Annotated in this window: 21 protein-coding genes; 8 read left to right on the forward strand and 13 right to left on the reverse strand. The window is 40.9% G+C overall.

Annotated elements, in window-relative coordinates:
- Nucleotides 1–43: 43 nt before the first annotated feature.
- The 5 genes from ndk to MKL33_RS07500 all read right to left on the reverse strand — a co-directional run bounded on the left by ndk (nucleotide 44) and on the right by MKL33_RS07500 (nucleotide 5,075).
- Entirely contained in the window at nucleotides 44–475 is a 432-nt protein-coding gene (gene ndk, locus MKL33_RS07480; protein WP_000963851.1) for a nucleoside-diphosphate kinase, read from the reverse strand.
- 113 nt (nucleotides 476–588) lie between these two features.
- Nucleotides 589–789 carry a Fe-S cluster assembly protein IscX gene (gene iscX, locus MKL33_RS07485; protein WP_004698764.1) on the reverse strand — a complete coding sequence of 67 codons (201 nt, stop codon included), beginning with the start codon at nucleotides 787–789 and terminating at the stop codon, nucleotides 589–591.
- Nucleotides 790–888: 99 nt separating this feature from the next.
- Nucleotides 889–1,440 (reverse strand): phosphatase PAP2 family protein, encoded by a 552-nt coding sequence (locus tag MKL33_RS07490; protein WP_017482038.1) that lies wholly within the window; start codon nucleotides 1,438–1,440, stop codon nucleotides 889–891.
- A gap of 24 nt (nucleotides 1,441–1,464) precedes the next feature.
- Nucleotides 1,465–2,754 carry a glycosyltransferase family 4 protein gene (locus tag MKL33_RS07495; RefSeq protein WP_270906812.1) on the reverse strand — a complete coding sequence of 430 codons (1,290 nt, stop codon included), beginning with the start codon at nucleotides 2,752–2,754 and terminating at the stop codon, nucleotides 1,465–1,467.
- Between the two features lie 137 nt (nucleotides 2,755–2,891).
- Nucleotides 2,892–5,075, reverse strand: a complete 2,184-nt coding sequence (locus MKL33_RS07500; RefSeq protein ID WP_017385731.1) for a carboxy terminal-processing peptidase — start codon at nucleotides 5,073–5,075, stop codon at nucleotides 2,892–2,894.
- Between the two features lie 192 nt (nucleotides 5,076–5,267).
- Between MKL33_RS07500 and nagZ the strand changes: the two genes are divergently transcribed.
- Nucleotides 5,268–6,287, forward strand: a complete 1,020-nt coding sequence (gene nagZ, locus MKL33_RS07505) for a beta-N-acetylhexosaminidase (protein WP_270906748.1) — start codon at nucleotides 5,268–5,270, stop codon at nucleotides 6,285–6,287.
- Nucleotides 6,288–6,367: 80 nt separating this feature from the next.
- Nucleotides 6,368–7,210: a class I SAM-dependent methyltransferase gene (locus tag MKL33_RS07510; protein ID WP_270906749.1), complete on the forward strand. Its 843-nt coding sequence runs from the start codon at nucleotides 6,368–6,370 to the stop codon at nucleotides 7,208–7,210.
- Between the two features lie 55 nt (nucleotides 7,211–7,265).
- Here the strand turns inward: MKL33_RS07510 and MKL33_RS07515 are convergent, their stop codons facing one another.
- A complete protein-coding gene (locus MKL33_RS07515) occupies nucleotides 7,266–8,579 on the reverse strand; it encodes an alpha/beta fold hydrolase (RefSeq protein ID WP_270906750.1) in 1,314 nt (437 codons plus the stop codon).
- A gap of 299 nt (nucleotides 8,580–8,878) precedes the next feature.
- On the opposite strand from MKL33_RS07515, the gene MKL33_RS07520 reads away from it, so the two are divergent.
- Nucleotides 8,879–10,144 (forward strand): glutamate-5-semialdehyde dehydrogenase, encoded by a 1,266-nt coding sequence (locus MKL33_RS07520; protein ID WP_044101247.1) that lies wholly within the window; start codon nucleotides 8,879–8,881, stop codon nucleotides 10,142–10,144.
- A gap of 118 nt (nucleotides 10,145–10,262) precedes the next feature.
- On the opposite strand, the gene MKL33_RS07525 is transcribed toward MKL33_RS07520, so the two are convergent.
- The 5 genes from MKL33_RS07525 to edd all read right to left on the reverse strand — a co-directional run bounded on the left by MKL33_RS07525 (nucleotide 10,263) and on the right by edd (nucleotide 16,636).
- Nucleotides 10,263–11,891 carry an NADP-dependent glyceraldehyde-3-phosphate dehydrogenase gene (locus tag MKL33_RS07525; RefSeq protein ID WP_270906751.1) on the reverse strand — a complete coding sequence of 543 codons (1,629 nt, stop codon included), beginning with the start codon at nucleotides 11,889–11,891 and terminating at the stop codon, nucleotides 10,263–10,265.
- A 167-nt stretch (nucleotides 11,892–12,058) separates the two neighbouring features.
- Nucleotides 12,059–12,571 (reverse strand): gluconokinase, encoded by a 513-nt coding sequence (locus MKL33_RS07530; protein WP_270906752.1) that lies wholly within the window; start codon nucleotides 12,569–12,571, stop codon nucleotides 12,059–12,061.
- 17 nt (nucleotides 12,572–12,588) lie between these two features.
- The gene (locus MKL33_RS07535; RefSeq protein WP_002115035.1) at nucleotides 12,589–13,947 is read right to left on the reverse strand and encodes a GntT/GntP/DsdX family permease; all 1,359 of its coding nucleotides are present in this window, start codon (nucleotides 13,945–13,947) and stop codon (nucleotides 12,589–12,591) included.
- Between the two features lie 185 nt (nucleotides 13,948–14,132).
- Entirely contained in the window at nucleotides 14,133–14,762 is a 630-nt protein-coding gene (gene eda / locus MKL33_RS07540; protein ID WP_009390833.1) for a bifunctional 4-hydroxy-2-oxoglutarate aldolase/2-dehydro-3-deoxy-phosphogluconate aldolase, read from the reverse strand.
- Between the two features lie 20 nt (nucleotides 14,763–14,782).
- Nucleotides 14,783–16,636 (reverse strand): phosphogluconate dehydratase, encoded by a 1,854-nt coding sequence (gene edd / locus MKL33_RS07545; RefSeq protein WP_270906753.1) that lies wholly within the window; start codon nucleotides 16,634–16,636, stop codon nucleotides 14,783–14,785.
- Between the two features lie 659 nt (nucleotides 16,637–17,295).
- Here edd and MKL33_RS07550 point away from each other — a divergent pair.
- The 5 genes from MKL33_RS07550 (at nucleotide 17,296) to MKL33_RS07570 (ending at nucleotide 23,239) form a co-directional block, all read left to right on the forward strand.
- Nucleotides 17,296–17,415 (forward strand): hypothetical protein, encoded by a 120-nt coding sequence (locus MKL33_RS07550; protein ID WP_005804223.1) that lies wholly within the window; start codon nucleotides 17,296–17,298, stop codon nucleotides 17,413–17,415.
- The gene (locus MKL33_RS07555) at nucleotides 17,397–18,599 is read left to right on the forward strand and encodes an acetate/propionate family kinase (protein WP_270906754.1); all 1,203 of its coding nucleotides are present in this window, start codon (nucleotides 17,397–17,399) and stop codon (nucleotides 18,597–18,599) included. The genes MKL33_RS07550 and MKL33_RS07555 overlap by 19 nt, the downstream gene beginning before the upstream one ends.
- A 45-nt stretch (nucleotides 18,600–18,644) precedes the next feature.
- The gene (gene pta, locus MKL33_RS07560) at nucleotides 18,645–20,789 is read left to right on the forward strand and encodes a phosphate acetyltransferase (protein WP_114149524.1); all 2,145 of its coding nucleotides are present in this window, start codon (nucleotides 18,645–18,647) and stop codon (nucleotides 20,787–20,789) included.
- A gap of 227 nt (nucleotides 20,790–21,016) precedes the next feature.
- Complete coding sequence (locus tag MKL33_RS07565) at nucleotides 21,017–22,543, forward strand: fumarate hydratase (protein ID WP_005302199.1); 1,527 nt, start codon at nucleotides 21,017–21,019, stop codon at nucleotides 22,541–22,543.
- Nucleotides 22,544–22,684: 141 nt separating this feature from the next.
- Complete coding sequence (locus MKL33_RS07570) at nucleotides 22,685–23,239, forward strand: DUF2059 domain-containing protein (protein ID WP_174745914.1); 555 nt, start codon at nucleotides 22,685–22,687, stop codon at nucleotides 23,237–23,239.
- Between the two features lie 24 nt (nucleotides 23,240–23,263).
- Here MKL33_RS07570 and MKL33_RS07575 read toward each other — a convergent pair whose 3' ends face one another.
- Both MKL33_RS07575 and clpX read right to left on the reverse strand, forming a co-directional pair.
- Nucleotides 23,264–23,980, reverse strand: a complete 717-nt coding sequence (locus tag MKL33_RS07575) for a DUF2846 domain-containing protein (RefSeq protein ID WP_199943603.1) — start codon at nucleotides 23,978–23,980, stop codon at nucleotides 23,264–23,266.
- Nucleotides 23,981–24,132: 152 nt separating this feature from the next.
- Nucleotides 24,133–25,446, reverse strand: a complete 1,314-nt coding sequence (gene clpX, locus MKL33_RS07580; protein WP_270906755.1) for an ATP-dependent Clp protease ATP-binding subunit ClpX — start codon at nucleotides 25,444–25,446, stop codon at nucleotides 24,133–24,135.
- Nucleotides 25,447–25,457: the final 11 nt, after the last annotated feature.

Consider the following 25,457-nt stretch of genomic DNA (forward strand, 5'->3'; position numbering starts at 1 on the left):
CCAGATAAGTAGTATACCACTTATCTGGTTTGAATGCTTTCGATTAACGAGTGCGTGGGCAGATCTCGTTGTCAGCAAAGAAGTAAGCAATTTCACGCTCTGCAGAAGCAACTGAGTCAGAACCGTGAGCAGCGTTTTCGTCGATGCTTACAGCGAAGTCAGCACGAATCGTACCAGGAGCCGCTTCTTTAGGGTTTGTAGCACCTAAGATTTCACGGTGTGCAAGAACTGCATTTTCGCCTTCAAGAACAGATACTACAACTGGACCAGAAGTCATGAATGCAACTAAGTCACCAAAGAAACCGCGTTCTTTATGCTCAGCATAGAAACCTTCAGCATCAGCTTGAGAAAGGTGTTTCATTTTAGTCGCAACAATTTTTAAACCCGCTTTTTCAAAACGAGCAAAAATTTCACCGATGTGGTTTTTAGACACTGCATCAGGTTTTACGATAGACAAAGTACGTTCAATAGCCATGAGTGGCTCCTTTATTTTAAGATTTAAACTTTAAAAAATTTGCCGCATTATACCGATGTCATAGGCAATAATCAGCTTTGAATGTGTAAAAGTTGCGATTTTTTCTACTGTTTTTAGCGAACTTCGTCTATCCAGGCCATCTGAATGCCTTCTAGCAATCCTTCTGTCGATTTATTTGGGTCATCACTGAAGTCTGGCAATGCGCACACCCATGCATGCAAATCGGTAAAACGGATCCATTGCGGATCAACTTCTGGATGTGCTTCTGACAATTCAATGGCAATATCAATCGTATCTGTCCAACGTAAGCCCATAGCGGCTCCTATCTGTTTAATCTGCTAAATCAAGAACTGTGTACTTTAGCAAATCCACAAACCTAATCGATAGCTTAAGCTGATAAAAATTACCGATGCTTATAAAGCGATGTTCAATAATGGCGCCACAAAAATAATCGTAGCCGCGACCGCTGCACCAATTAGCGCACCAACAATCACATCACTTGGGTAATGAAGACCCAGTACCATACGAGACAAAGCGACAAGCACCATAAATGGGAACATGGCAGCAAGCAAAACTGGCTGGATGTAACCCAATACAATTGTCACCATAACCGCATGCAGCGTGTGACCTGATGGAAAACTAAAGTGATCAAGCGGTCTTTCACCAAGTACAATTACCTGATGCACCTGATAAGGACGTGGCCGCGTTGTTTTATGTTTTAAAAATTTATAGATTGCTGTGCCAACAGAACCACCTAGCAACAAGTAGATGATTTGCAAGCTATAGGTAATGCCTTGCATACCCCACACGATTGCCAGCATTAGATACCAAAATGGACCATCACCAACACGACTGATAATTTTGAAAAAAAGGGCAACACGTTGTGAGTGAGAGAAATTGTTCAGATATAAACAGCCTCTCAAATCTAAATCGAGTATTTTTATTTTTGCATTCTTAAATTTCATGGTCATTCTCCTATCTTAGGATACTTAGGTGAAGTCCAACGAGGGCTCCTTCACTACCTGATAAAATGCCTGCTCCAATTGCTGAACCGGAAGTTGCCAACCGCTTTGCTGTACTTTATGACAGGCTTGTACGCCCATTTCTCTAAGTTGTTGTACTGAAGGAAGCTGATAAATTTGTTGTATAAAGTGGTTTTTTTGTCCAAGTGGGCTTAACCATCCATTCACACCATGTGTTAAGTATTGATGTGCACATGCATAATCATACGCTATAACTGGTAAACCGCTTGCCATTGCCTCTAAAACTACGTTACCAAACGTTTCAACTTGACTCGCAAATACGAATACATCTGCACTCGCATAGGCAGCCGCCAAATCTTGACCTCTCAGACTTCCGGTAAAGATAACACCCTTCGCTTCAGGTAGTGACTTTAAACGAGCAAAATCTGGGCCATCTCCTACAATTACTAATTTAGTTTTATGTGGCTGAATGGTTTGCAGGTTCGCATAACTTTCAATGAGAACTTGCACTTCTTTTTCGGGAGACAAGCGCCCCACATAAAGCATAACGCGAGTATTCTCATCAGCATCCCATTGTTTTCGCAAATTTTCAGAGCGATGCTTCGGTGAAAATCTGGTTGTATCTACGCCACGCCCAACAACAACCAGTGGACAAGTAATACCAAAACCGCGTAATGCTTCTTGAGTATCTTTACTCGGCACACAAGTTACTTGAGTGTTATTGTGAAACCAGCACAGGTATTTTTGAATCGGTTTGACTAAAAAAGCCAAATCGAAGAAACGACTAAAGTCTTGAAATGGCGAATGAAAGCCGCTCGAAACAGGAATAGCTTTTGCCTTAGCAGCCTGCATGGCGGTTAAACCTAACGGCCCTTCAGTCACGATGTGCACAACATCTGGCACAAACTTTTCAAAAGCTTTCGATACTTTTAAATATTGTGGCCAACCAAATTGTAAAGTTGGATATTTTGGAATCGCCTGCGACATCACCAGACATTCTTGCTCTGGCATAAAGTCATGACATTTCGCTTTTTGCTCGGGGCGAATCAGTAAAATCTTATGCCCCTGTTTTTGTAAACCTTGACATAACTGTAATAATGATAGTGCCACACCATTGATTTCGGGTGGCCAAGTTTCCGTTACAATCGCAATTTTTAAACGTGGACGCACCAAATCATGCAATGAATGTGCATTAGATAGCTGCTGCTTTTGTTTAAAAAAGAATTGGAAGCTTTCAGGAAGTTGCTGTTGTTTTAATAGTGCTGTCGCATATGAACTTTGCATAGCGCCATCCATCAATGTATTTATTTTCATGCTTAAAGATTAAGCAGTTTTTTTGACATTTTGATGATAAATGCATGACAGTTTACTGACATGAAAAATAAAAAAAGCACACTGATGACAGCATGCTTTTTCTTAAATTCTAGTAACTCTTAGCGATTTTGCAATTTTGCATAATCCATGAGTACATTAGCAGCTTCAGTCACAAAAGTTTCTTCTTCTGGTAACGCTGGACGTTGCGATGCTTTCATTTTAGCGCGAGATTCAGCTAGAGCATCTAATGAAGCTTGATAGCTTTCCCAGTTTGCAAAAGGCTTTTGACCCGTTGCAGCACGGCGTTCATTTTCTGCATCTAAAGTTTGTTTCTCTAAGCCAAGTAATTCAGCACGGCGCTTATCAATATCAAGTACTACTTGTTTTTGATCACTCGTCACCTTAGCAATCGCAGTACGTTTATTTAGATATTTAAACTGAGCGTCATTGCCAACACGTTGTTCAGAGAATTGGGACAACTTTGTCACATAAGGCTGAACAGAACCTTCACGTTTAAATGGTGCAGTAGGAATTGTGTCCCACTTCAACGCATTCTTCGATTTACGCTCACCAAACTCTTCGTTATAGATATCGACGAGTTTAATGTCTGGCACTACACCTTTATTTTGTGTGCTACCACCAGTAATACGATAGAACTTACGCTGAGTTAAAGTCGCTTGACCATATGCAAGAGTATCAAGTTGTACCTGAGCTGTACCCTTACCAGTGGTTGTACTACCAATAATAATACCGCGCTCATAATCTTGAATTGCAGCAGAGTAAATCTCACTTGCCGATGCAGATGCCAAGTTCACCAATACCGCGAGTGGGCCTGTATAGATTTGCTGGCCGCCATCGTTATCTTCAAACACGCTTACGTTGCCATTGCCATCACGAATTTGTACTACCGGGCCAGACTTAATCACCTGCCCCAACATACGTGCAACTTCTTCTAATGAGCCACCTGGGTCATTACGTAAGTCAATAATAATACCTTCTACTTTCTTCGCTTTTAGTGCTTCGAAAGCATTTGCAGTATCTTCAGAAACTGAACGGTATTGTTGACCCGCACGACGTGAACGATAGTCAAAATAGAATGATGGAATTTCAATTACGCCCAACACATGCTTTTTGCCATCACGTGTCACTTCAACTGTGCGCGAACGAACACCAGCATCTTCTTCTTGAATAACATCACGTACTAAAGTCACATTACGTGCCTGACTCATTGATGCACCAGCACCAAGAAGTTTTAATGTGACTTTTGTTCCGCGTTTACCACGAATAAGCCCAACAATTTCAGAACTTGTCCAACCGATTACATCAACCATTTTCTCGCCTTCTTGGGCGACACCAATGATTCGATCTCCTGATTTCACTTGGCCAGACTTACTTGCAGGACCACCCTCTACAATGGTTTCAATCTTGGTGTAATCTTCGTTGCCACGTTCTGGACGAATCGACACACCAATACCTTCAAGTTGCAAGGTAGTTTGGCGATTCAGTTCGATCGCATCAATTGGCGGGTAATAGTTACTATGTGGATCATAGGTCGCCAACATTGCATTTAATGTTTTGTCCAAGACGTCATCGCTTTTCACACGACTAATTCTTTCAAGCTGACGCGTATAACGTTTAGTTAACGTTTGAGCTGGCGTTAAATCTTCTGGGCCAGTTAAGTCCTGACCATCAGCAAGTGAAGGATTTTCTTTAAGCGCTTTTTGTTTCGCCTGCTCTTCTTCACGGCTAATCGTTAAATTAATTAACTGAGAAACCAGCATTTTACGCCAGTGATTTTGTTGCTCAGCAGTCGTTTTAAAATACGGCGCTTTTTCACGATCAACTTCAATATAACTATTAGGCTGCTTTAAATTTTGCTGTTGTTTTAACTCAGCTAACATGAACTCATAAAATTGTTTTAAGCGTTCACGATATTGCTGATGAATTGCAAACGGTCCAGTTAAATTCCCCGCTTTTAATGAAGCACCAAAATTTGAACCATATAGTTTTTTATAATTTTGAACTTCAGAATCTAGAAATAATGAGTGATCTGGATCAAGGCTATCTAAATACATATCCAGAATACGATTTGATGTGGTCGCATCCAGACGCATATTTAAATAATGTTGACGATCAACTAAAGTTGCCAGTTGGCGAGCCACCAAAGCCTGTTCTTGCGTTGGCTGGATTGATTGAGAAACCGCAGCAGTATTGGTTGCCGCTCTCGCTTCATTCATCGTATGAGAGAAGAATAAACCGCCAGTCGCGATCGCTACTGCACAAGCTATAGTTTGAAGTTTCATAAATTTTTAATACTTCCTTGGGTGTTCCTATCTTACACGCTCTGTTTTCGATATGAACTAAGCAGATTCAAAATCTTAACCAACTAAATTGTTTATACCGTGTAGTTTTATCATATTCTGTACTGACAAAATGTAGCAAAACATTGCAAAATTCGCTTATTGTTTTTCAATCAAAATTCAAATGGAACCAATATGATTGGCGCATTGATGCTGGACATCGCCGGCACAGAACTTACTCAAGAAGATATTGAACTATTACGCGCTCCGCAAGTCGGTGGCATGATTTTATTTGCACGAAATATTGAATCTCCACAACAAGTACGTGCTTTAACCGACCATATGCGTCAAATTCGCCCAGATATTTTGATTGCTGTTGACCAAGAAGGTGGCCGAGTTCAGCGCCTAAGATCAGGTTTTACCTTATTACCAGCCATGGGTCGTTTTGGGGAGTTATATTTAACTCAACCTCAAAAAGCACTTGAGCTGGCTGAACAGTGCGGTTGGTTAATGGCAACAGAAGTCTTGGCTGTTGGTATCGATTTTAGTTTTGCACCAGTTCTAGATCTGAATGCAATTAGTGACGTGATTGGCGACCGTGGCTTCTCTAAAAATATTGAAGATATTGCCCCACTTGCAGGCGCATTTATGCAAGGCATGAAAAAAGCAGGAATGGCAAATACGGGCAAACATTTCCCAGGCCACGGTTCTGTGAAAGCAGACTCTCATGTTGCTGCTGCAATCGACAGCCGTAGCTATGACGAAATTTACAACCACGATATGCAAAGCTTCATTAAGCTTATGCCTCAGCTAGATGCGCTCATGCCAGCACATGTGATTTATGATCAAGTTGATCCAAATCCAGCAGGTTTTTCACCTTTCTGGATTCAAGAAGTTCTACGCAAGCGTTTGAATTTTAATGGTGTACTTTTCTCTGATGACTTAAGCATGCAGGCTGCATGTGTCGCAGGTGGCGCAGATGCTCGTATTCAGGCTGCTCTAGCGGCTGGGTGTGACATGGGGCTGGTATGTAATGACCGTAGTGCAGCCTGTACAGCGCTCGAAGGTATTACAAACTTAGCACTGCCAAATCAACAGCGTTTAGAACGCATGCGTGGCCAAATTCCACAAATTCAGATTGGTGAAACTTTATCGCTTGGAAATGAGTGGCAAGCTGTCAAAACAGCCATTGAAGAGTTTAAAAATTCGATCTAAATTGAGTTAAACCTATATTTGACTGATGATCTTGATCATCAGTCAAACCACACAAAAACAATAAATCGAGTTCAGGACGAATGACACAACAACTTTCAAAACACCGCCATATCTCTTTTACAGCCCACTATACAGGCTATATCTGGTATCAAATGGGGATCTCTCATGAAGCACTTGCCACAACCAAAGGCAAATCACTAGCTTATTTGGTTCATCCAATAGAATCATGGGCAGAGAAATATGTGGGCGGTAGTATGCGCACTACGCTCAAACAACGCCACACCATGCTTGACCATCATTTAGAACAACTCATTCAAGAAAGTCCTGATTTACAAGTTCTAGAAATAGCATGTGGCCTGTCTCCACGTGGCTGGTGGTTTAGACAGCATTACCCTTCGATTACCTATCGGGAGCTTGATTTGCCCGATATGGCACAAACCAAACAAAATGCGTTACAGCAAATTGAAAAAAATGCACCTGAAATCTTATCAGTTGATTTATTTACAGAAGCTTTTGCACAAGCATTTGAAGTATTTGACCCTAATCGCCCATTGGTTGTAATTAGTGAAGGTTTAATTAATTATTTTGATAAAGATTTACTAAAACAGCTGATTCAATCGACTGGCCACTATGGGGCTACTTTTAAAAAGTTTCACTATTTAACAGACTTATATCCTGAACCCATTAAAAACAAACTCGCTAGTATTATTTGGAATAGTAGTAAGTTACTTAAACTCATGTCTCGCAGTTCATTTAGTTTTCATTTCAAAAGTCCACAAGAAGTTAAAGACTTTTTTAAAGATACAGAGTTTGAGCAGATTACTATTGAACAGCCACAAATATTCTTTGGGCAAGTTTCTCAAGATAACCATGAAGAGCATTTAGGCGACTTAGTTTGGATTATTCACGCTCAAATAAAATAATAAATATAAAAAATGGAAGCTCGACATAAACGAGCTTCCATCTATAACTATATTATTAAGCTGCTTGTTTTTGACGAGCAATAAAACGGCTTAACCGATCAGCAAGCTCAAAACTACCATGTTTAAATAAAGCACGTATTCCTTGTTCAGTAGCTTCAAAGATTAAACACTCAATTGCAAAACGACCTTCTTCATCTTCTAAATGAAGTGCCAAATCACGTGGATGATCATTCACAAAATCAAGCTGCGAAACATCATCCATTTTTAAATACATCCCAAAGAAAGTCACGTCAACAATCATCACTGGCACTTCTGTTTTACATTCACGGTGGCTCAGTTGAGTGTTCGGTTGCAAAACTGGAACTCGCTCTTCACCACGGCGCTCCATGTTTTGCATTTGTTCACGTGTCATAGGAATAATCCCATCCAGATTTTGGATAGATTCACCCTTCAAGAATGAAGTGAACAAACTCATGGTTTCTTTACGACGCTGGAGCTGCGGTACATGATCAGCGTTTGCAATAAGTGCAAATTCCATATCAGGACATTGCAAAGCAAAATTGGCATTTTCATGAGGCAGAGTAAAACTGTCGTATTGCCCTGCTGCAACTAGCGTTTTACACTCTGGAATAGGTACATCTGTTAACCGCAAAAGGCGGTTACAGTTAATTTCATAACGTTCCCGCTCAGTCCCCGTAAACTCGGCCATTTGTCTAAAAAATAACTTTTTAGCGGTTGGTGACATACGAGTTTTATCTAATTTTGCATGATTAACTAAATACAAAATAACAGCTTGCCCAAACTCTTCCATGCGGTTTTCTTGCATGAGTTTGAGAGACTCTTCCAAAATCATTCGCCAACTTTTACGAGTCTTTTGCATAACTCCCATCAAGATCATACGATCCATCAGGTCAGGGCGCTGATAGGCAAAACAAGAGGCAATCACGGAACCTAAAGACATTCCCATTACAGAAACTTTTTGTATTCCAACGATATCTAACCAACGTCCTAACATTTCAGATAAATCAGGAAGTTCTAAAGTACCCGCAGATACTCCTGTATCGCGATTGGTAATTTGCTGATTTGCACCCATCGAAGGTAAATCAATTAAAATAACCGGACCACTTTCAAACAATTGTTCAACACAATATTTATAAGAATTAAAATTCTGGAAAGCACCACCAACAATCACAATCGGCGTTTTGTGAATCGTTTTAGGATCGGCAATTGCCATATATTCAATTTTCCAACCGTCAATCCATGTTGTACGAGCAGGTTGTTTAAAACTATCTCTATGGTAGATATCGAAAAAGCCAAAACCGGCATAAGCTTGGTTGATCTCCGAATCCATTTGAATAATGGAATTCATATCCTTGCTTCCTCCTTGCTGTAATTTTTTTATGCTGCAAGAGTTCCTTCTTGAACACGTAATCTTTTATGCACAAAACTTTAAAATTTGTATTAGTTTGTATTGCACAATAACATTCTAAACAATTGTCTGAAATATACGCAATCGCTGAAATGACCGCTCATCTTGTTTAAGTCGCTAATAGTTTGCAAAATATTTAAATGTTTTTTTATGGCGGTCACATTTTTCAAAAAAAGCCATTCATTGTTCCGCATTTGACTGCTACTATCTTACTCATTGGTAAATGATTAAAAAATGCTATGCAAGATTCAATTGAACAATATATGCAAAAAGTTGGGCAACAAGCACGCGAGGCCTCACGCGTCTTAACAAGTGCTTCTACCTCACTAAAAAATCATGCACTCTCTGCTATTTATACTGCTTTGGAAAATAATCAAGCAGCAATCTTGGCGGCGAATCAAATCGACATGGATAAAGGTCGTAGCAACCAGCTCGACAGCGCCTTACTTGATCGTCTTGAGCTTACGCCCGCACGCTTTAAAGGGATGTTGCAAGGTTTAAAAGATGTGATCGCGCTTGTCGATCCAATTGGGGAAATTACGGATCTTGCATATCGCCCCACAGGCATTCAAATTGGAAAAATGCGTGTACCTTTAGGCGTAGTGGGTATGATTTACGAATCACGTCCAAATGTAACACTTGAAGCTGCATCTTTAGCGATTAAATCAGGCAATGCTATTATTTTACGTGGTGGTTCAGAAGCACTCGAGTCAAATAAAGCAATCGCAGAAGCAATTAAGCATGGTTTAAAAGTTGCTGGTTTACCTGAGCATTCAGTACAAGTCATTGAAACTTCTGACCGTGCAGCTGTTGGTCATCTCATCACCATGGCTGAATATGTAGATGTAATCGTTCCACGTGGCGGTAAAAGCTTAATTGAGCGCGTAACCAACGAAGCGCGTATTCCGGTGATTAAACATCTTGATGGTAACTGCCATGTATTTGTTGAAGCACAAGCAGACTTGCAAAAAGCTTTACCAATTACATTAAATGCAAAAACACATCGTTACGGTGTTTGTAATGCGATGGAAACATTGCTTGTTGATGAAAAAATTGCAGACGTTTTCTTACCACGCATTGCCGAACTGTATGCTGAAAAACAAGTTGAATTACGTGGCTGCCCAGAAACACGCCGTATTTTGGGTGCCTCTGTAAAACCTGCAACAGAAGAAGATTGGTATACCGAATATTTAGGGCCAATTCTTGCTGTTAAAGTGGTTAGCGGCATTGATGAAGCAATTGACCATATCAACAAATATGGTTCACATCACACTGATGCCATTGTGACTGAAAATTATACTTTGGCTCGTCAGTTCTTAGCTCGTGTAGATTCAAGTTCAGTCGTGATTAATGCTTCAACTCGTTTTGCTGATGGTTTCGAATATGGTTTAGGCGCAGAAATTGGTATCTCTACAGATAAAATCCATGCCCGCGGCCCAGTTGGCTTAGAAGGCTTAACTTCTCAAAAATGGATTGTGTTAGGTGACGGACAAATTCGCCAATAATTAAATCTATGAGTTCAAATAAAAACGCCTGATCAATTTCAGGCGTTTTTTATTATTCAAGTTATGAGTCACTATAAAAAAACCAGCCCGTAGGCTGGTTTTTTTATTCAAATATTTATTAGAAAATAAAGTCAGTATTCACGAATTTAGAGTAATGTTCAGACACCATAGAGGCCAACATGCCTTTGCTGTCATCTGTCTGTTTAGCAGCAATCATGGAACGGATAGAGAATGCTCGAAGCGCATCATGCACAGACAGTGTGCCTTCCGCAGAATCTTTACGACCACCGAACGGGAATACATCAGGGCCACGCTGACATTGACAATTGATGTTTACACGGCAAACCTGATGGACCAACGGATCAACTAAATGACCAATTTGCTCAGGGTCACTACCAAAAATACTCACCTGCTGCCCATGATCAGAAGTAGTGACATATTCCAGCACAGTTTCAATATCATCATAAACAGAGACTGGTATCACTGGACCGAACTGTTCTTCACGATACAGCCTCATACCTTCAGTCACTGGATAAACTACGGCTGGATAGAACATCGTTTTGCAGAATTCACCCCCTTCCGGATTAACTACTTGAGCCCCTTTAGCCACGGCATCTTCAATGACGTCAGTCATGTAGGCCGTACGGTGCATACCTGGTAATGGGGTGATAAATACACCTTTTTCCCACGGCATACCCACTTTAAGTTTGGCCAGCTCAGCCGTTAAGCGGTTAACAAATTCATCGGCTATCGAGCGGTGTACCATCAGCATTTTGAGCGCAGTACAACGCTGACCATTAAATGACAATGCACCCAACAGACACTCTTTCACTGTTAGATCCAAGTCGGCATCCGGCAGAATAATAGCTGCATTCTTCGCATCCAACCCCAAAATCGCACGCAGACGGTGAGATTTAGGATGTTGTTTCTTCAAGTGATCAGCCACTTTACTAGAACCAATGAGTGCCAGTACATTAATTTGCCCAGATGCCAGCAAATGCGGCACTACTAGAGAACCTGGTGCATAAATCGTATTGATCACGCCTTTCGGAAATGAGTCACGGAACGCTTCTAGTAACGGTTCAAACAATAAGGTCCCAAATTGAGGTGGTTTAAAAATAATGGTATTACCCATTAGCATGGCTGGAATCAGAGTTGCAAAGGTTTCGTTCAGTGGGTAGTTGTATGGTCCCATACACAACACTACGCCTAATGGAGTACGACGGATTTGTCCAATCGTACCTTCAGCAATTACAAAGCGGGAGTTGGCATTATCCAAATCTTTCAGGGCATCAATCGTTTGACGCATGTAGGTAATCGTACGGTCAAATTCTTTCTCTGAATCCGCCAAGCTTTTGCCAATTTCCCACATGATCAGCTTAATAATTAGATCTCGCTGTTCCACCATGCGCTGAATAAATTTTTGCATACAGGCAATGCGCTCACCAACCTTCATCATGGGCCATTCGCCACGACCATTGTTGTAAGCCCTTACCGCTGCCTCTAGTGCTTCATCGCTTTCTTTTTCGCCCATGACCGGATAACTACCAAGTTCAACTTGCTCTAGGCTACCGTCAGGCTGCTGAATCCAGATTGGAGATAATGTTTTCTTGGTTGCACCCGCCCATAGCTTCAACTCACCATCCACGAGTGAGACACGCTGATGAATTTGAGATGGTAGACGCACACTTTCAGGAATACCGTCCACTACTGGGAATTTAAGCTGTAGATTATTTAACTGATTCATTCTTCTTAATACCTTATTATTCGTATGTCTTTTATATATTCCCGAATTCACCCCTGTAATCAGGTTTTATTCGGGTCAATATCACTATTATTATCCGTACTCACCTTGCTTGAACCGTAAACCACAAGGTGAATATCTTAAAGCGTTGATAATCTTTCTAGATGAATTTACCCCCGACACACACTATCAGTCACCCCTAGCTTCTGGATGACTTGTTCAATAATCTGTTCTGGTGTGAGAGCAATATCAATAGCAATTGCTTCATTCACATCAGGTTCCTCTAATGTGTCTAGCTGTGTTTGTAGCAACGCTGGGTCAAAAAAATGACCTGATCTTTCTGCAAGTCGTTGCTGTAATAACTCATAAGAACCTTTTAAGTAGATAAACTTAACATTTTGGTCCTGCCCTCTTAAAATATCGCGATACATGCGTTTTAAAGATGAACATGTAAATACAGCTGTTTCACCGTCTCTTTGTTTGGTTTCAATGACCTGACGAATTGCTTGTAACCATGGCAAGCGGTCTTCATCAGTTAAGGGAATGCCTTGACTCATCTTACTTTTATTTGCAGCTGAATGAAGCGTATCACCATCAAGGAACTCACAAGCCAAACGCTCTGATAACAATTCACCGATTAGGGTTTTACCTGTTCCACAGACACCCATTGCAATCACAATCATGGATTACTCACCTTTAATTATAAAATAGTGCTAAGCAGTAGCGTGAAAGATAAACCCAACACTGAAATGATCGTTTCCAATACAGACCAAGTCTTGAGCGTCTGCCCTACTGTCATACCGAAATATTCTTTGATTAACCAGAATCCTGCGTCATTTACATGTGAGAAAACTAATGAACCTGAACCTGTGGCAAGTACTAAAAGTTCTGGCCTAACAGCGACACCCGCCGTAGCTGCAATTGGAGCGACAATACTACACGCTGTAGCCATAGCCACTGTTGCCGATCCTGTTGCCAAACGAATCAGTGCTGCAACAAACCAGCCTAACAATAACGGCGACAGGTTTGCCTTCAACGCTGTAGAAACAATCTCATTAGAAATGCCAGTGTCACGCAAAATGCCGCCAAAACCACCACCAGCACCTACAATCAACATAATCCCAGCAATAGAAGCTAAACACCCACCGCAGAATTTTTCAATTTGTTCACGGTTAAAGCCCTGCATCGTACCAAAGGTAATAAAGCTGACCAGTACGGCAATGAGTAATGCAATATCAGAAGTACCAATGAAACGTAGTAAATCATTTGCGAAAGTTTGTGGTGCAAAGAATAGATCAGCCCAGCTACCAACCAACATTAATACTACAGGCAGCATAATTGTGAATAAGGTAATCCCAAAGCTTGGTAGCTCACGAGTTCTATTGGTATCTGCTTCAATAAACTGCTTCGCTAACGGATTATTTTCGGGCAATTTAACGTATTTATTAATCCAAAGTGCATACAATGGTCCAGCAACAATAGCTGTTGGCACACCAACGATTAGACTATAAGCAATTGTTTTACCAATATCAGCATGGTAAGCCTGTACTGCCAACAGTGCCGCTGGATGTGGTGGAATTAAGCCATGCACAACTGACAAACCTGCAACCATTGGCAAGCCAACAACCAGTAAAGATTTGCCTGTCCGTTTAGCAATGTTGAACGCAATTGGAATGAGTAGAACGAAACCTACTTCGAAAAATACGGGAAGACCAACAATAAGGGCAATAAACATCATGGCCCAGTGAATATTTTTCTCACCAAACCACTTAATTAGGGTAATCGCTATTCGCTCTGCGCCACCAGACTCGGCCATCATTTTACCGAGCATCGTTCCTAGTGCGATTACAATCGCGAGGTGACCTAAGGTTTTACCTGTACCGGCTTCATATGACTTAACAATATCACCCATTGGCATACCAACAGCCAAGGCTAAACCGAGTGAAACAATAATGAGAACTAAAAATGGATAAATTCTAAACTTCGCGATCATGACCACTAAAGCAATAATCGCGATTACAGTGTAGATCAGTAACATGCCACCCTGAACCGTCTCCATGGGACACTTCTCCTTGGAATAATTATTTAGGCACACTGCCTAAACAAGGGTCTTTAACCACAGTAATTCCTACTGTTAAGACATTAAATTTTTATATTTAGGTGTGACCAGCAAAAACTGGTCACATCAATACAGCCTTTAAAGCACATAAAATGCACTTCATTTTTTATAAATATCGACTACATCTACAGCGCTCTCAACTGACTCGCAATTTGTGCCAAGCGAGTAATTTCAGCCCAGTCTTGGGCAGCTACAGTAGCTTTAGGTGTTAACCATGAACCACCTACACAAACCACGTTAGGTTGCTTTAAGAAATCTGGCGCTGACTCTGCCGTAATTCCACCAGTCGGACAAAAGCGCAAGTTTGGAAATGGACCATAAAATGCTTTTAGCATCTCAACGCCACCTGCCTGTTGAGCTGGAAAGAACTTCACAATGTCATAACCCAATTCAATCGCTTGAATCAGGTCGCTTGGTGTCATCACACCCGGCAATAGAGGTAAACCAGCATCTTGCGCAGCCAAATGTAGGTCTTTAGTCAAACCAGGAGATACCCCAAATTGAGCACCTGCTTTTTTAGCTTGCGCACAGTGTTCTGGCTTAGTAATCGTACCTACACCCACCACAATGTCATCAGCTAATTGGCTAGCACGCTCAATAGCAGCAAGACCAGCAGCGGTACGCAATGTAATCTCAAGAACTTTCACGCCACCTGCATGTAAAGCACGTGATACATCCTCACCTTGCTCAGCAGAATCAAATGCCAATACAGGGATAACTGGGCCTAATTTGACGATATCTTCAATTTTAATCATTATTTTTCAGTTCCTTTGATTCAAATCTGCTCTGGTGAATTTTCACCAACCAATGCACCAAATACAGATGCTCCATGTTCAGCTGGTGCAGCAGCAGCACGGAAAACACCAAATAATTCACGGCCAAAGCCAACTTCGTTTTCTGCCTGATGTTCTGGCTGTGCAACAGGACGCGACTGCCATACATCGTCATCTATTTCAACATCGAGTACGCCAGCTTCGGCATCAATGATTAACATATCGCCTGTTTGAACTTTAGCAATCGGCCCATTTAGTAAGGCTTCTGGAGATAAATGAATCACCGCAGGAACTTTGCCTGAAGCACCAGACATACGCCCATCCGTGACTAAAGCAACGTGGAAACCTTGATCTTGTAAAACACCCAACACAGGCGTCAAACGATGCAATTCAGGCATACCGTTAGCACGCGCACCTTGGAAACGAACAACTGCAATAAAGTCTCGGTGTAACTCACCACGATCAAACGCAGCTTGCACCGCTTCTTGCGAATCAAACACAATTGCTGGAGCTTTAACTTTGCGATGTTCTGGCGCAACAGCAGAAATCTTGATCACACCACGGCCAAGGCGACCCTGCATTAAACGCAAGCCACCATCTGGTTGAAACGGCGCATCAATGCTACGTAAAACTTTGTCATCAAGGCTTTGAACCACAGCGTCAACCCAAGTGAGCTTACCGTCAATCAATTTCGGTTCTTTGGTGTAGTGCTGTAAACCTTTACCAGCCACAGTCGTTACGTCGTTATGCAACAAGCCAGCTTCAAGTAAGTTACGAATGAGGAAAGCAACCCCACCCGCAGCTTGGAAATGGTTTACATCAGCTTTACCATTTGGATAGATTTTTGCGAGTAATGGAACAACAGCAGACAACTCATCGAAGTCATCCCAGTCAATCAAGATGCCGGCGGCACGAGCAATCGCAATCAAATGCAAAGTATGGTTGGTTGAACCACCGGTAGCGAGTAAAGCCACAATACCGTTTATAATTGCTTTTTCATCGACAACATGACCAATCGGCGTGTAGTTTCCACGCTCAACTGTTAAATCAAGTACACGAATCGCCGCTTCTGCGGTGAGTGCATCACGTAATGGTGTATGAGGATGAACAAATGCGGCACTTGGCAAATGCAAGCCCATTACTTCCATCAGCATCTGATTACTGTTGGCTGTACCATAAAAAGTACAAGTCCCTTGTCCGTGATAAGCAGCTGACTCAGCTTCTAACAAAGCATCTCGGCCAACCTGACCCGTTGCAAATTGCTGACGAATTTTGGCTTTCTCATCGTTAGATAAACCACTGGTCATTGGGCCAGCTGGCACAAAAATAGTAGGTAAATAGCCAAACTGCAAAGCACCAATGAGCAAGCCCGGCACAATCTTGTCGCAAACACCAAGACATAAAGCTGCGTCAAACATGTTATGAGACAATGCAATCGCTGTACTCATCGCAATGGTTTCACGAGAGAACAAAGATAGTTCCATGCCAGCATTACCTTGGGTAATACCGTCACACATCGCAGGTACACCACCTGCAAACTGCGCTACTCCCCCATTTTCGCGAGCGGCATTTTTAATTAAATCTGGAAATGTTTTATATGGTGCGTGAGCCGACAGCATTTCGTTATATGAAGATACGATGCCAATATTTGGTTCACGGCCTACTTTAATAATTAATTTTTCATTATCGTCCATACTGGCAAAACCATGAGCCAGATTGGCACATGAAAGTGCTCCACGAGCAGGAAATTTGCCTTGTGCATGTTCAATACGTTGTAAATATGCAGAACGAGTTTTTTGACTACGTGCGATTACACGCTCGGTCACTTTTGCCAATACTGGATTCGGCAAGTCCATGCTGGACGCTCCTGTACAACCGGATAAGCCGGAACATAAAAATAGACCAAATGATATATTTCATCATCATTTGATAAGGGGAAGGGACAATATTATTAAGGCAAAAACCGACATGCAAGCCCTAGTCAATTTTACGGTAATACCCGAGCATGGGTATTAAATACAAATTATGTTTAAGTTTTAAACAAGAAGATGGTTTTATTTTTGACTATATTTACTGGTATATTAGCCTCTAATAACTACGAGAAAATTCTCATAATATCAAAGCAATAAAATATTCTTATAAATGTATTGATATCGGCTTTTTTATACTAATTTTTATATTAAAAATGTTTATGATTTATATATTTTAACCTATATATAAACGATTAAAATTTAATTTCATTTACGTATATTATTTGTAATACTCCCCTCTAGTTTGATTAAAATAACAGCATGTCTTTTTTCTTAAAAAATTTATACCAAATATTTGAAAAATACATTAAATAGAAATTTACCTTTCATAAATATATACAAAAAACTCGTTTCAACACGCATAAAAAAACAAGGAATACAGTGGTTAAGCTTTATACTGGACAAATGTTAGTTACAAATAATTTGATGGTCGATAGTGCTTAAGTCTAATGGGCTAAAGTCTATCTTGGACAGAAAAACAACACATGTTAAAACATGACAACCCGTTCAATCTGTATCGAAAAATAATACATGTTGAACAGGAAGTTAGGAAAACTATTTTAAATCAGGACTTGGGTATTTCAACGTGGCTACATCAGTATTAGTTATCAATTGCGGCTCTTCATCTATTAAATACGCACTGGTTTCAGAGCGTCGTGAAGATCGTATTTACGGTTTAGCAGAAAACTTGGGGGCAGCTGATGCTCGTATTAAGGGAATTACAGTAGGTGGTGAACCACTTGAACTTTCAATCCCTTATGCTGACCATGCCAAAGCTTTAGAAACTTTACTTGCACGTCTTGCCAACTACAAACCGCAAGCAATCGGACATCGTGTTGTACACGGTGGTAGTTTAACCAAAGCAGAATTACTCACTCCTGAAATTATTGAACGTATTCGTGCTGCGACACCTTTAGCCCCACTTCATAACCCAGCACATTTAATTGGTATTGACGCAACCGTACGTCTATTTCCTGAATTACCTCAAGTTGCCGTATTCGACACTGCATTCCATCAAACCATGCCACCGCATGCATACCGTTATGCAATTCCTAAGTTTTTATATACTGATCACAACGTTCGTCGTTATGGCTTCCATGGTACAAGCCATGCTTATGTGTCTGACAAAGCGAGTGAGCTAGCAGGTAACCTTAAAAAAGGTGGATGGTTAACAGCGCATCTAGGAAACGGCAGTTCAACTTGCGCAGTGTGGAATGGACAAAGTGTTGATACCTCTATGGGTCTTACTCCACTTGAAGGTGTAGTGATGGGAACGCGTAGTGGTGACGTTGATCCAAGCTTACATAGCTTCCTTGCGAAAAACCTCGGTTGGGACTTAGCAAAAATTGATAAAGTTTTAAATAACGAAAGTGGCTTACTAGGCTTATCTCAACTGTCTAACGACATGCGTACAGTGATTGAAGCAGCTGAAAATGGCAATGAAGATGCTAGTCTTGCAATTGAAGTGTTTAGCTATCGCCTAGCAAAATCACTTGCTGCATTAAGCTGTGGTTTACCAACATTGGACGGCTTAATCTTCACAGGTGGTATTGGCGAGAACTCAGCCTATATTCGTGAAAAAACCTTAGCGTATTTACCTCATTTTGGTTTGCAGCTTGATAAAGATCAAAACAACAACCTAAAACGTGGCACTGAAGGACGAATCGACAATGGAACAGGACCTCAAATTTGGGTCATTCCTACAGACGAGGAAGGCCGTATTGCCAAAGAAACTCGTCAAGTTGTTGAAGCGGCAGAAAATACAGCATCTGTAGCAAGCCTTGTTTAATTAGAGCTTAGCGAAAACTCGATATTCGTTTATTTATAGGTTTATATGAATACAATTTTATTGATTCCTACAGGTGAAGGGGTTGGCTTAACCTCTGCTTGTTTAGGCATGATTTACGCACTTGATTGCAACGGCATTAAAGCGGGCTTTTTAAAACCATTTTCTCAAGAAGACCAAGAGCATCTTGACCGAACCACTTCATTATTTGGTCATTTATTCCAAAGTAAAACTGTTCAATCTATTTCGCATGAAAAATTAACTCAGCTTATTGCCGCTGGGGAAGTAGATGAATTACTTGAAGAAGCGGTTAGCCTTCATCGTAGTGTTGCAGCAGACCATGATGTCATTATTGTGGAAGGCTTATTACCAAACGGACAAGACCACTTTGCCAGTGAGCTCAACGCAAGTCTTGCACAAGCGCTTGATGCAGAAGTTGTATTAGTTAGTACAGCAGATATTCAAAACCCGAAAAAAGCCGCAGAAAAAGTAGATGCTCATTTACGCCAGTTTGGTGGAGCAACATCAAATCGTACTGCTGGTGTACTGTTTATGCGTACCCGTGGATTAACCGAAGAAACAGCTCAAATTCCTGTTGCGTTTGATCCATCGTTACGACCAACTGAAGAAATCGCGAAATTTACGACCGAACTGCAAAAATATAATCGTTATTTTGGTTCTAGCGATTTGCCAATCATTGGTTTAGTTCCATTTAGCAACACGTTAAGCGTACCAAGAACCCTCGATATTGCAAATGTCATTGATGGGCAATGGGTACATCAAGGTGAAGCTAAAACACGTCGTATTTTGCATTCGAGTTTAATTGCTTCAAGCATTGAATATGAACTGAATAAGTTTATTGCAGGCGAGTTGATTATTAGCGCATCTGAGCGTACCGACGTTTTACTCGCAAGTAGTTTAGCAACCAGCAATGGTATTCCTCTGGCTGGTTTGGTACTTACGGAAAGAGAAGCGCCAGCACCAGAGCTTTTAGAGTTTTGTCAAAGTGCAATTAAACAAGGGTTACCGATTTTACATACCCGTTTAAACACACTTGAAACTGCACAGCGTTTATCTAATTTTGGCAATGAGATTCCAACTGACGATACCGAACGTGCTGAGCAAGTGACCCGATTTGTTTCAAGTCATATTGATGTTGAATGGCTTAAGCAGCACAGCAATAATGCCGCCACCCCTCGCCTGTCGCCATCGGCTTTCCGTCATGAACTGGTGCAAAAATCAATTGCAGCAAAAAAACGAATTGTACTACCTGAAGGTGATGAACCGCGCACCATTCAAGCTGCAGCAATTTGTCAGGCACGTGGTATTGCTGACTGTATTTTGCTGGCTAAACCAGATGTAGTACAGGATGTTGCAAAAGCACGTGGTATTGAATTACCTGCCGAATTAGCAATTGTCGACCCCGATAGTATTCGTGACCAATACGTTGCACCAATGGTTGAGCTACGTAAAGGCAAACTCAACGAGCTGCAAGCGAAAGAACAGCTTCAAGATACCGTAGTGCTTGGCACCATGATGTTAGCCTTAGATCAAGTCGACGGTTTAGTTTCTGGTGCGGTACACACCACTGCAAATACGGTTCGCCCAGCATTTCAGCTCATCAAAACAGCCCCTGATTATTCACTGGTTTCATCAATATTCTTTATGCTTTTACCAGATGAAGTTTATGTATATGGCGACTGTGCGATTAACCCAGACCCGACAGCAGAACAACTTGCTGAAATTGCAATTCAGTCTGCTGACTCAGCGAAAGCATTTGGAATTGACCCACGTATTGCCATGATCAGTTACTCAACTGGTACTTCTGGGACAGGTGCAGATGTTGAAAAAGTACAGCAAGCAACTCAAATTGCTCAACAACGTCGTCCAGATTTACTCATTGATGGTCCACTTCAATACGATGCAGCTTCAGTTGAAAGTGTGGGTCGTCAAAAGGCACCAGACTCACGCGTTGCTGGCCGTGCAAATGTATTTATTTTCCCAGATTTAAATACGGGCAATACCACTTACAAAGCAGTACAGCGTGCTGCAAATGTTGTGAGCGTTGGACCAATGCTGCAAGGCCTAAACAAGCCTGTTAATGACTTGTCTCGTGGAGCATTGGTAGATGACATCGTCTTTACCATTGCGTTAACGGCAATTCAGGCAGAGCAGCAAGCCGCTGCCAAATAATTAATAAATTCACCTTTACTACCTCTCGCCATTTGATATCCGCTCAAATGGCTTTTTTTATTTTAGTCATTCAAAAATAATTAATTTTCCGATCTGTCTATTTTAAATCACATCAATATCTTCTTATGCGACTTTCGGTCAAAAGATCAACCAATCTCCCACAACGCTGTCTTTTTGTCATATAATTTAGCCCGCTAGCTAACAGCCCGCTCAAGAGATTTTCTGGTATGACAACGATTATCAAACAAGATGACTTGATTACATCGATCAAGGACGCCCTACAGTTTATTTCGTACTATCACCCGCAAGACTTTATCCAAGCGATGAGCCGTGCTTATGATCGCGAAGAAAACAAAGCCGCAAAGGATGCAATTGCACAGATTCTAATTAACTCTCGCATGTGTGCGGAAGGTCATCGTCCAATTTGCCAAGATACTGGTATTGTTAACGTTTTCCTTGAAGTGGGCTTAGATGTTAAATTTGATTTAACAATGAGCTTAGACGATGCGGTAAACGAAGGTGTTCGCCAAGGTTACCTTGAAAACAGCAACGTTCTTCGTGCATCTGTACTTGCTGACCCAGCATTTGGTCGCAAAAATACAAAAGATAATACCCCTGCTGTAATTCACTACAAACTCGTTCCGGGTAATAAAGTAGATATTACTGTTGCTGCTAAAGGTGGCGGTTCAGAAAACAAATCTAAACTTGCAATGCTTAACCCATCTGACTCGATTGTTGACTGGGTTCTTAAAACTGTTCCAACAATGGGTGCAGGCTGGTGTCCTCCAGGTATGCTCGGTATTGGTATTGGTGGTACTGCTGAAAAAGCCATGATGCTTGCTAAAGAAGCACTCATGGAAGAAATCAACATGGACGAATTACTTCGCCGTGGACCAGAGAACAAAATCGAAGAACTTCGTATCGAAATCTTTGAAAAAGTAAACGCACTTGGTATTGGTGCTCAAGGTCTTGGTGGTTTAACGACTGTTCTTGATATTAAAATCAAAGACTACCCATGTCACGCTGCTGGTAAACCAGTAGGTATGATTCCTAACTGTGCTGCTACTCGTCATGCTCACTTCCAGCTTGATGGTACAGGTGTAGCTCATATTCAAGCACCAAAACTTGAAGACTACCCTTCAGTAACTTGGGACTCTTCACAATCTAAGCGCGTAAACCTTGATACCATTACTCAAGCAGAAATGGATTCTTGGAAACCGGGTGATACATTACTTCTTAGCGGAACAATGTACACAGGTCGCGATGCTGCGCACAAACGTATGGTTGAAATGATCGACAACGGTGAAGAATTACCGGTTGATCTTAAAGGTAAATTTATTTACTACGTTGGCCCAGTTGATCCAGTAGGTGATGAAGTCGTTGGTCCTGCTGGTCCTACAACTGCAACACGTATGGACAAATTCACACGTAAAGTACTCGAACATACTGGTCTATTCGGTATGATTGGTAAAGCTGATCGTGGCCCTACAGCAATTGAAGCAATCAAAGACAACAAAGCAACTTACTTAATGGCAGTTGGTGGTGCGGCTTACCTCGTATCTAAAGCTGTTCGCGAAGCTGAAGTTGTTGCATTTGCAGACTTAGGTATGGAAGCAATCTACAAATTCGTAGTTGAAGATATGCCTGTTTCTGTTGCAGTTGATGTAAACGGTACTTCAATTCACGCAGTAGCTCCAAAAATCTGGCAAGCGAAAATTGGAAAAATTCCAGTAGTCGATGCAGCAGCTGGCTAATCAAGAAAAGCACCGAATTCGGTGCTTTTTTTTGCATTCTTTTTTTATTTTAAAATCTGAAAAGAATTGTAACAATTACTTCTTCAATCTGTGCTATTAATAAATGCACTCTCTCGCCATATATTGAATATAGGTCATTTCATGACTATTCGCCCTATTCTTAAAAATCTTTCGATCAGTCTCTGCTTAAGCTGTATTACCACAAGCTTATTTGCTTCTCCTGCTAAATTAAGTTCAGTCAAAGAACTCATGCAAATGAGCCAAATTGATTACCTACTTAAAGAATCAATTAATGAATTAACGCCTTACTATGATCAACAGGCGGAACAGATCGTTAGTAATATCACGGGTACCAAAACTTTAGGTCCAAAAGAAAAAGAGGCCGCGAAGAAGTTAGGTTCTCTTCTAAAAGATTCGAGCAATCAGCTCATTAGCAACCCAAAAACCGCTCAAGCCTTACAGGATATTTACCTAAAGACTTATACTGAAGAGGAAGTTCAAGCTAATCTTAAGTTTTTAAAAACTCCTGAAGGCCAATCAATTACACGTAAAAATGTGCAAATTATGGGGCAAATTTCAGAATACATGATGGAGTTGGGGCAACAGACCTTTAATGACCCTAAAGCAAGGGATCATATGCAAGAAGAGATGCTTAAAATTCTTGCCCCACTCATGAAAGATAAAGAAAAGTCTTAACTTTTCTTTATCTTTTGTAGACTATTACCAAGTTAAAGGATTCCATAATTTAAATGGCTTAATCAGATGTACATCTGATTTTTCATCATATTTGGCTGGCTTTAATTCCTGTGGTTTATGTCGAATCTTTCCTGAAGCATCTTCAGCCACAAAGTTGTAGCTAGAAGATTTAAGCTCAGTAAATGCTATCTCTCTACGTCCAATATTGTCTTGCATTAACATAAATGGGCCAGTGTGTTCGCTACGGTCCATTTTGTTCTCTTCATCATATTTCAAATAATAAGACGTTCCCGCCTCAACAGTGATATCAATATATTTTGGTTCTTGAAAATGAATACCAAGTAGAGGCCGGCTAGCAGAAAGACGATAAGTGCCTGCCGGCAATTCAATCCAGTAATAATGATTATGTAATAGACTCGGAATGCGCTTGCCATTCACAAAGAGATTTATCGCCGCAATTTCCTGACGATTCCATTTCGTGTCTGGTCGGTAAAGATAAACAACAGCAGCTTGTTGATTTTGTGGTTTGACTGGAACAAAAGTCTGACCCAATTTTTGATTAACCCAACCACCTACAGCAAAACCACCCACATGATATTGATCAAATAAACCAGGTTCTTTTTCAACATCAACTTTAGGTAAGGTTGCAGTCAATTCACCCGTATTTTTTTCTAAATGAGATGAACTTTGACAGCCCACAAACAGTCCGGCACAGCACAAAGATACGATTAAATAACGCATGGCATCCCTCAAAGCGTTTTGTTTTTGATTTATTTTTTACAACGCAAAACTATGCGTATTTTGTATTTTTAAGATTAACACCGCGCACATAAATTGAAAACAAAAAAAGCATGAATCACTCTCGTGATTCATGCTTTTTAGATGAATGAAATCTATGCAGACTTCGAATCAATAACCTTTAAATCTGCCTTAGCAACACTTTCATGTGTTGTAGCTTCTTTAGGTTGACGCTCTGCTTTATAAACAGGTTCTGCTTCACCATTAATGACTGCTTCATTAATAATGACTGTCCCAACGTCAGTACGACTTGGTAAATCGTACATGGTTTCAAGCAGCACGTTCTCCATAATAGAACGTAAACCACGTGCACCAGTATTGCGTTCAAGTGCTTTCTTCGCAATAGCACGCAATGCAGAATCTTCAAAGATCAGATCAACATTTTCCATAGTGAAAAGATATTGATACTGGCGAGTTAATGCATTTTTTGGCTCAGTCAAAATTTGCATCAATGCTTCTTCATCCAACTCTTCAAGTGTCGCAATCACTGGTAAACGACCAATGAATTCTGGAATTAAACCAAATTTCACTAAGTCGGTTGGCTCAACCTGACGGAACAATTCAGCAAGTTTTTTGGTTTCATCTTTGTTTTTAACATCAGCTGTAAAACCAATACCGCCTTTCTCTTGACGCTGCTGTACAATTTTTTCCAAACCAGAAAATGCACCACCACAAATAAACAAGATATTCGAAGTGTCAATTTGGATAAACTCTTGTTGCGGATGCTTACGTCCACCTTGCGGAGGAATAGAAGCCACTGTACCTTCAATCATTTTTAACAATGCTTGCTGTACGCCTTCACCAGAAACATCACGCGTAATTGACGGGTTTTCAGATTTACGAGTAATCTTGTCAATTTCGTCAATATAGATAATGCCCTTCTGAGCTTTCTCTACATCGTAGTCCGCTTTTTGCAAAAGTTTTTGTACAATATTTTCAACATCTTCGCCGACATAACCAGCTTCGGTTAATGTCGTTGCATCTGCCATTGCAAATGGAACGTCTAAAAGGCGAGCCAATGTTTGCGCAAGTAAAGTTTTACCCGAACCTGTAGGTCCAATTAATAGAATATTACTTTTAGCAATTTCTACTTCTTTAGACACATGGCCATTATGACCAACTTTTAGGCGTTTATAATGATTATAAACCGCAACGGATAATGTCTTTTTGGCAAGATCTTGACCAATTACATATTGATCAAGCGCAGCACGTATTTCATGTGGTTTTGGCAATGCCTTACTCGCCCAGTCCCCTGCTTCAACCTGTTGGCTGGTTTGTACAAGGTCTAAGCAGACATCCACACACTCATTACAAATATATGCGTCCTCACCTGCAATCAGTTTCCCGACTTCAGACTGCGTTTTACCGCAAAATGAACAATGTTTTTGTCCTTGAGGATGTTCGGACATATTCACTCCAC

This window comes from Acinetobacter sp. AOR43_HL, from assembly GCF_027854635.1.
Lineage (GTDB): Bacteria > Pseudomonadota > Gammaproteobacteria > Pseudomonadales > Moraxellaceae > Acinetobacter > Acinetobacter pittii.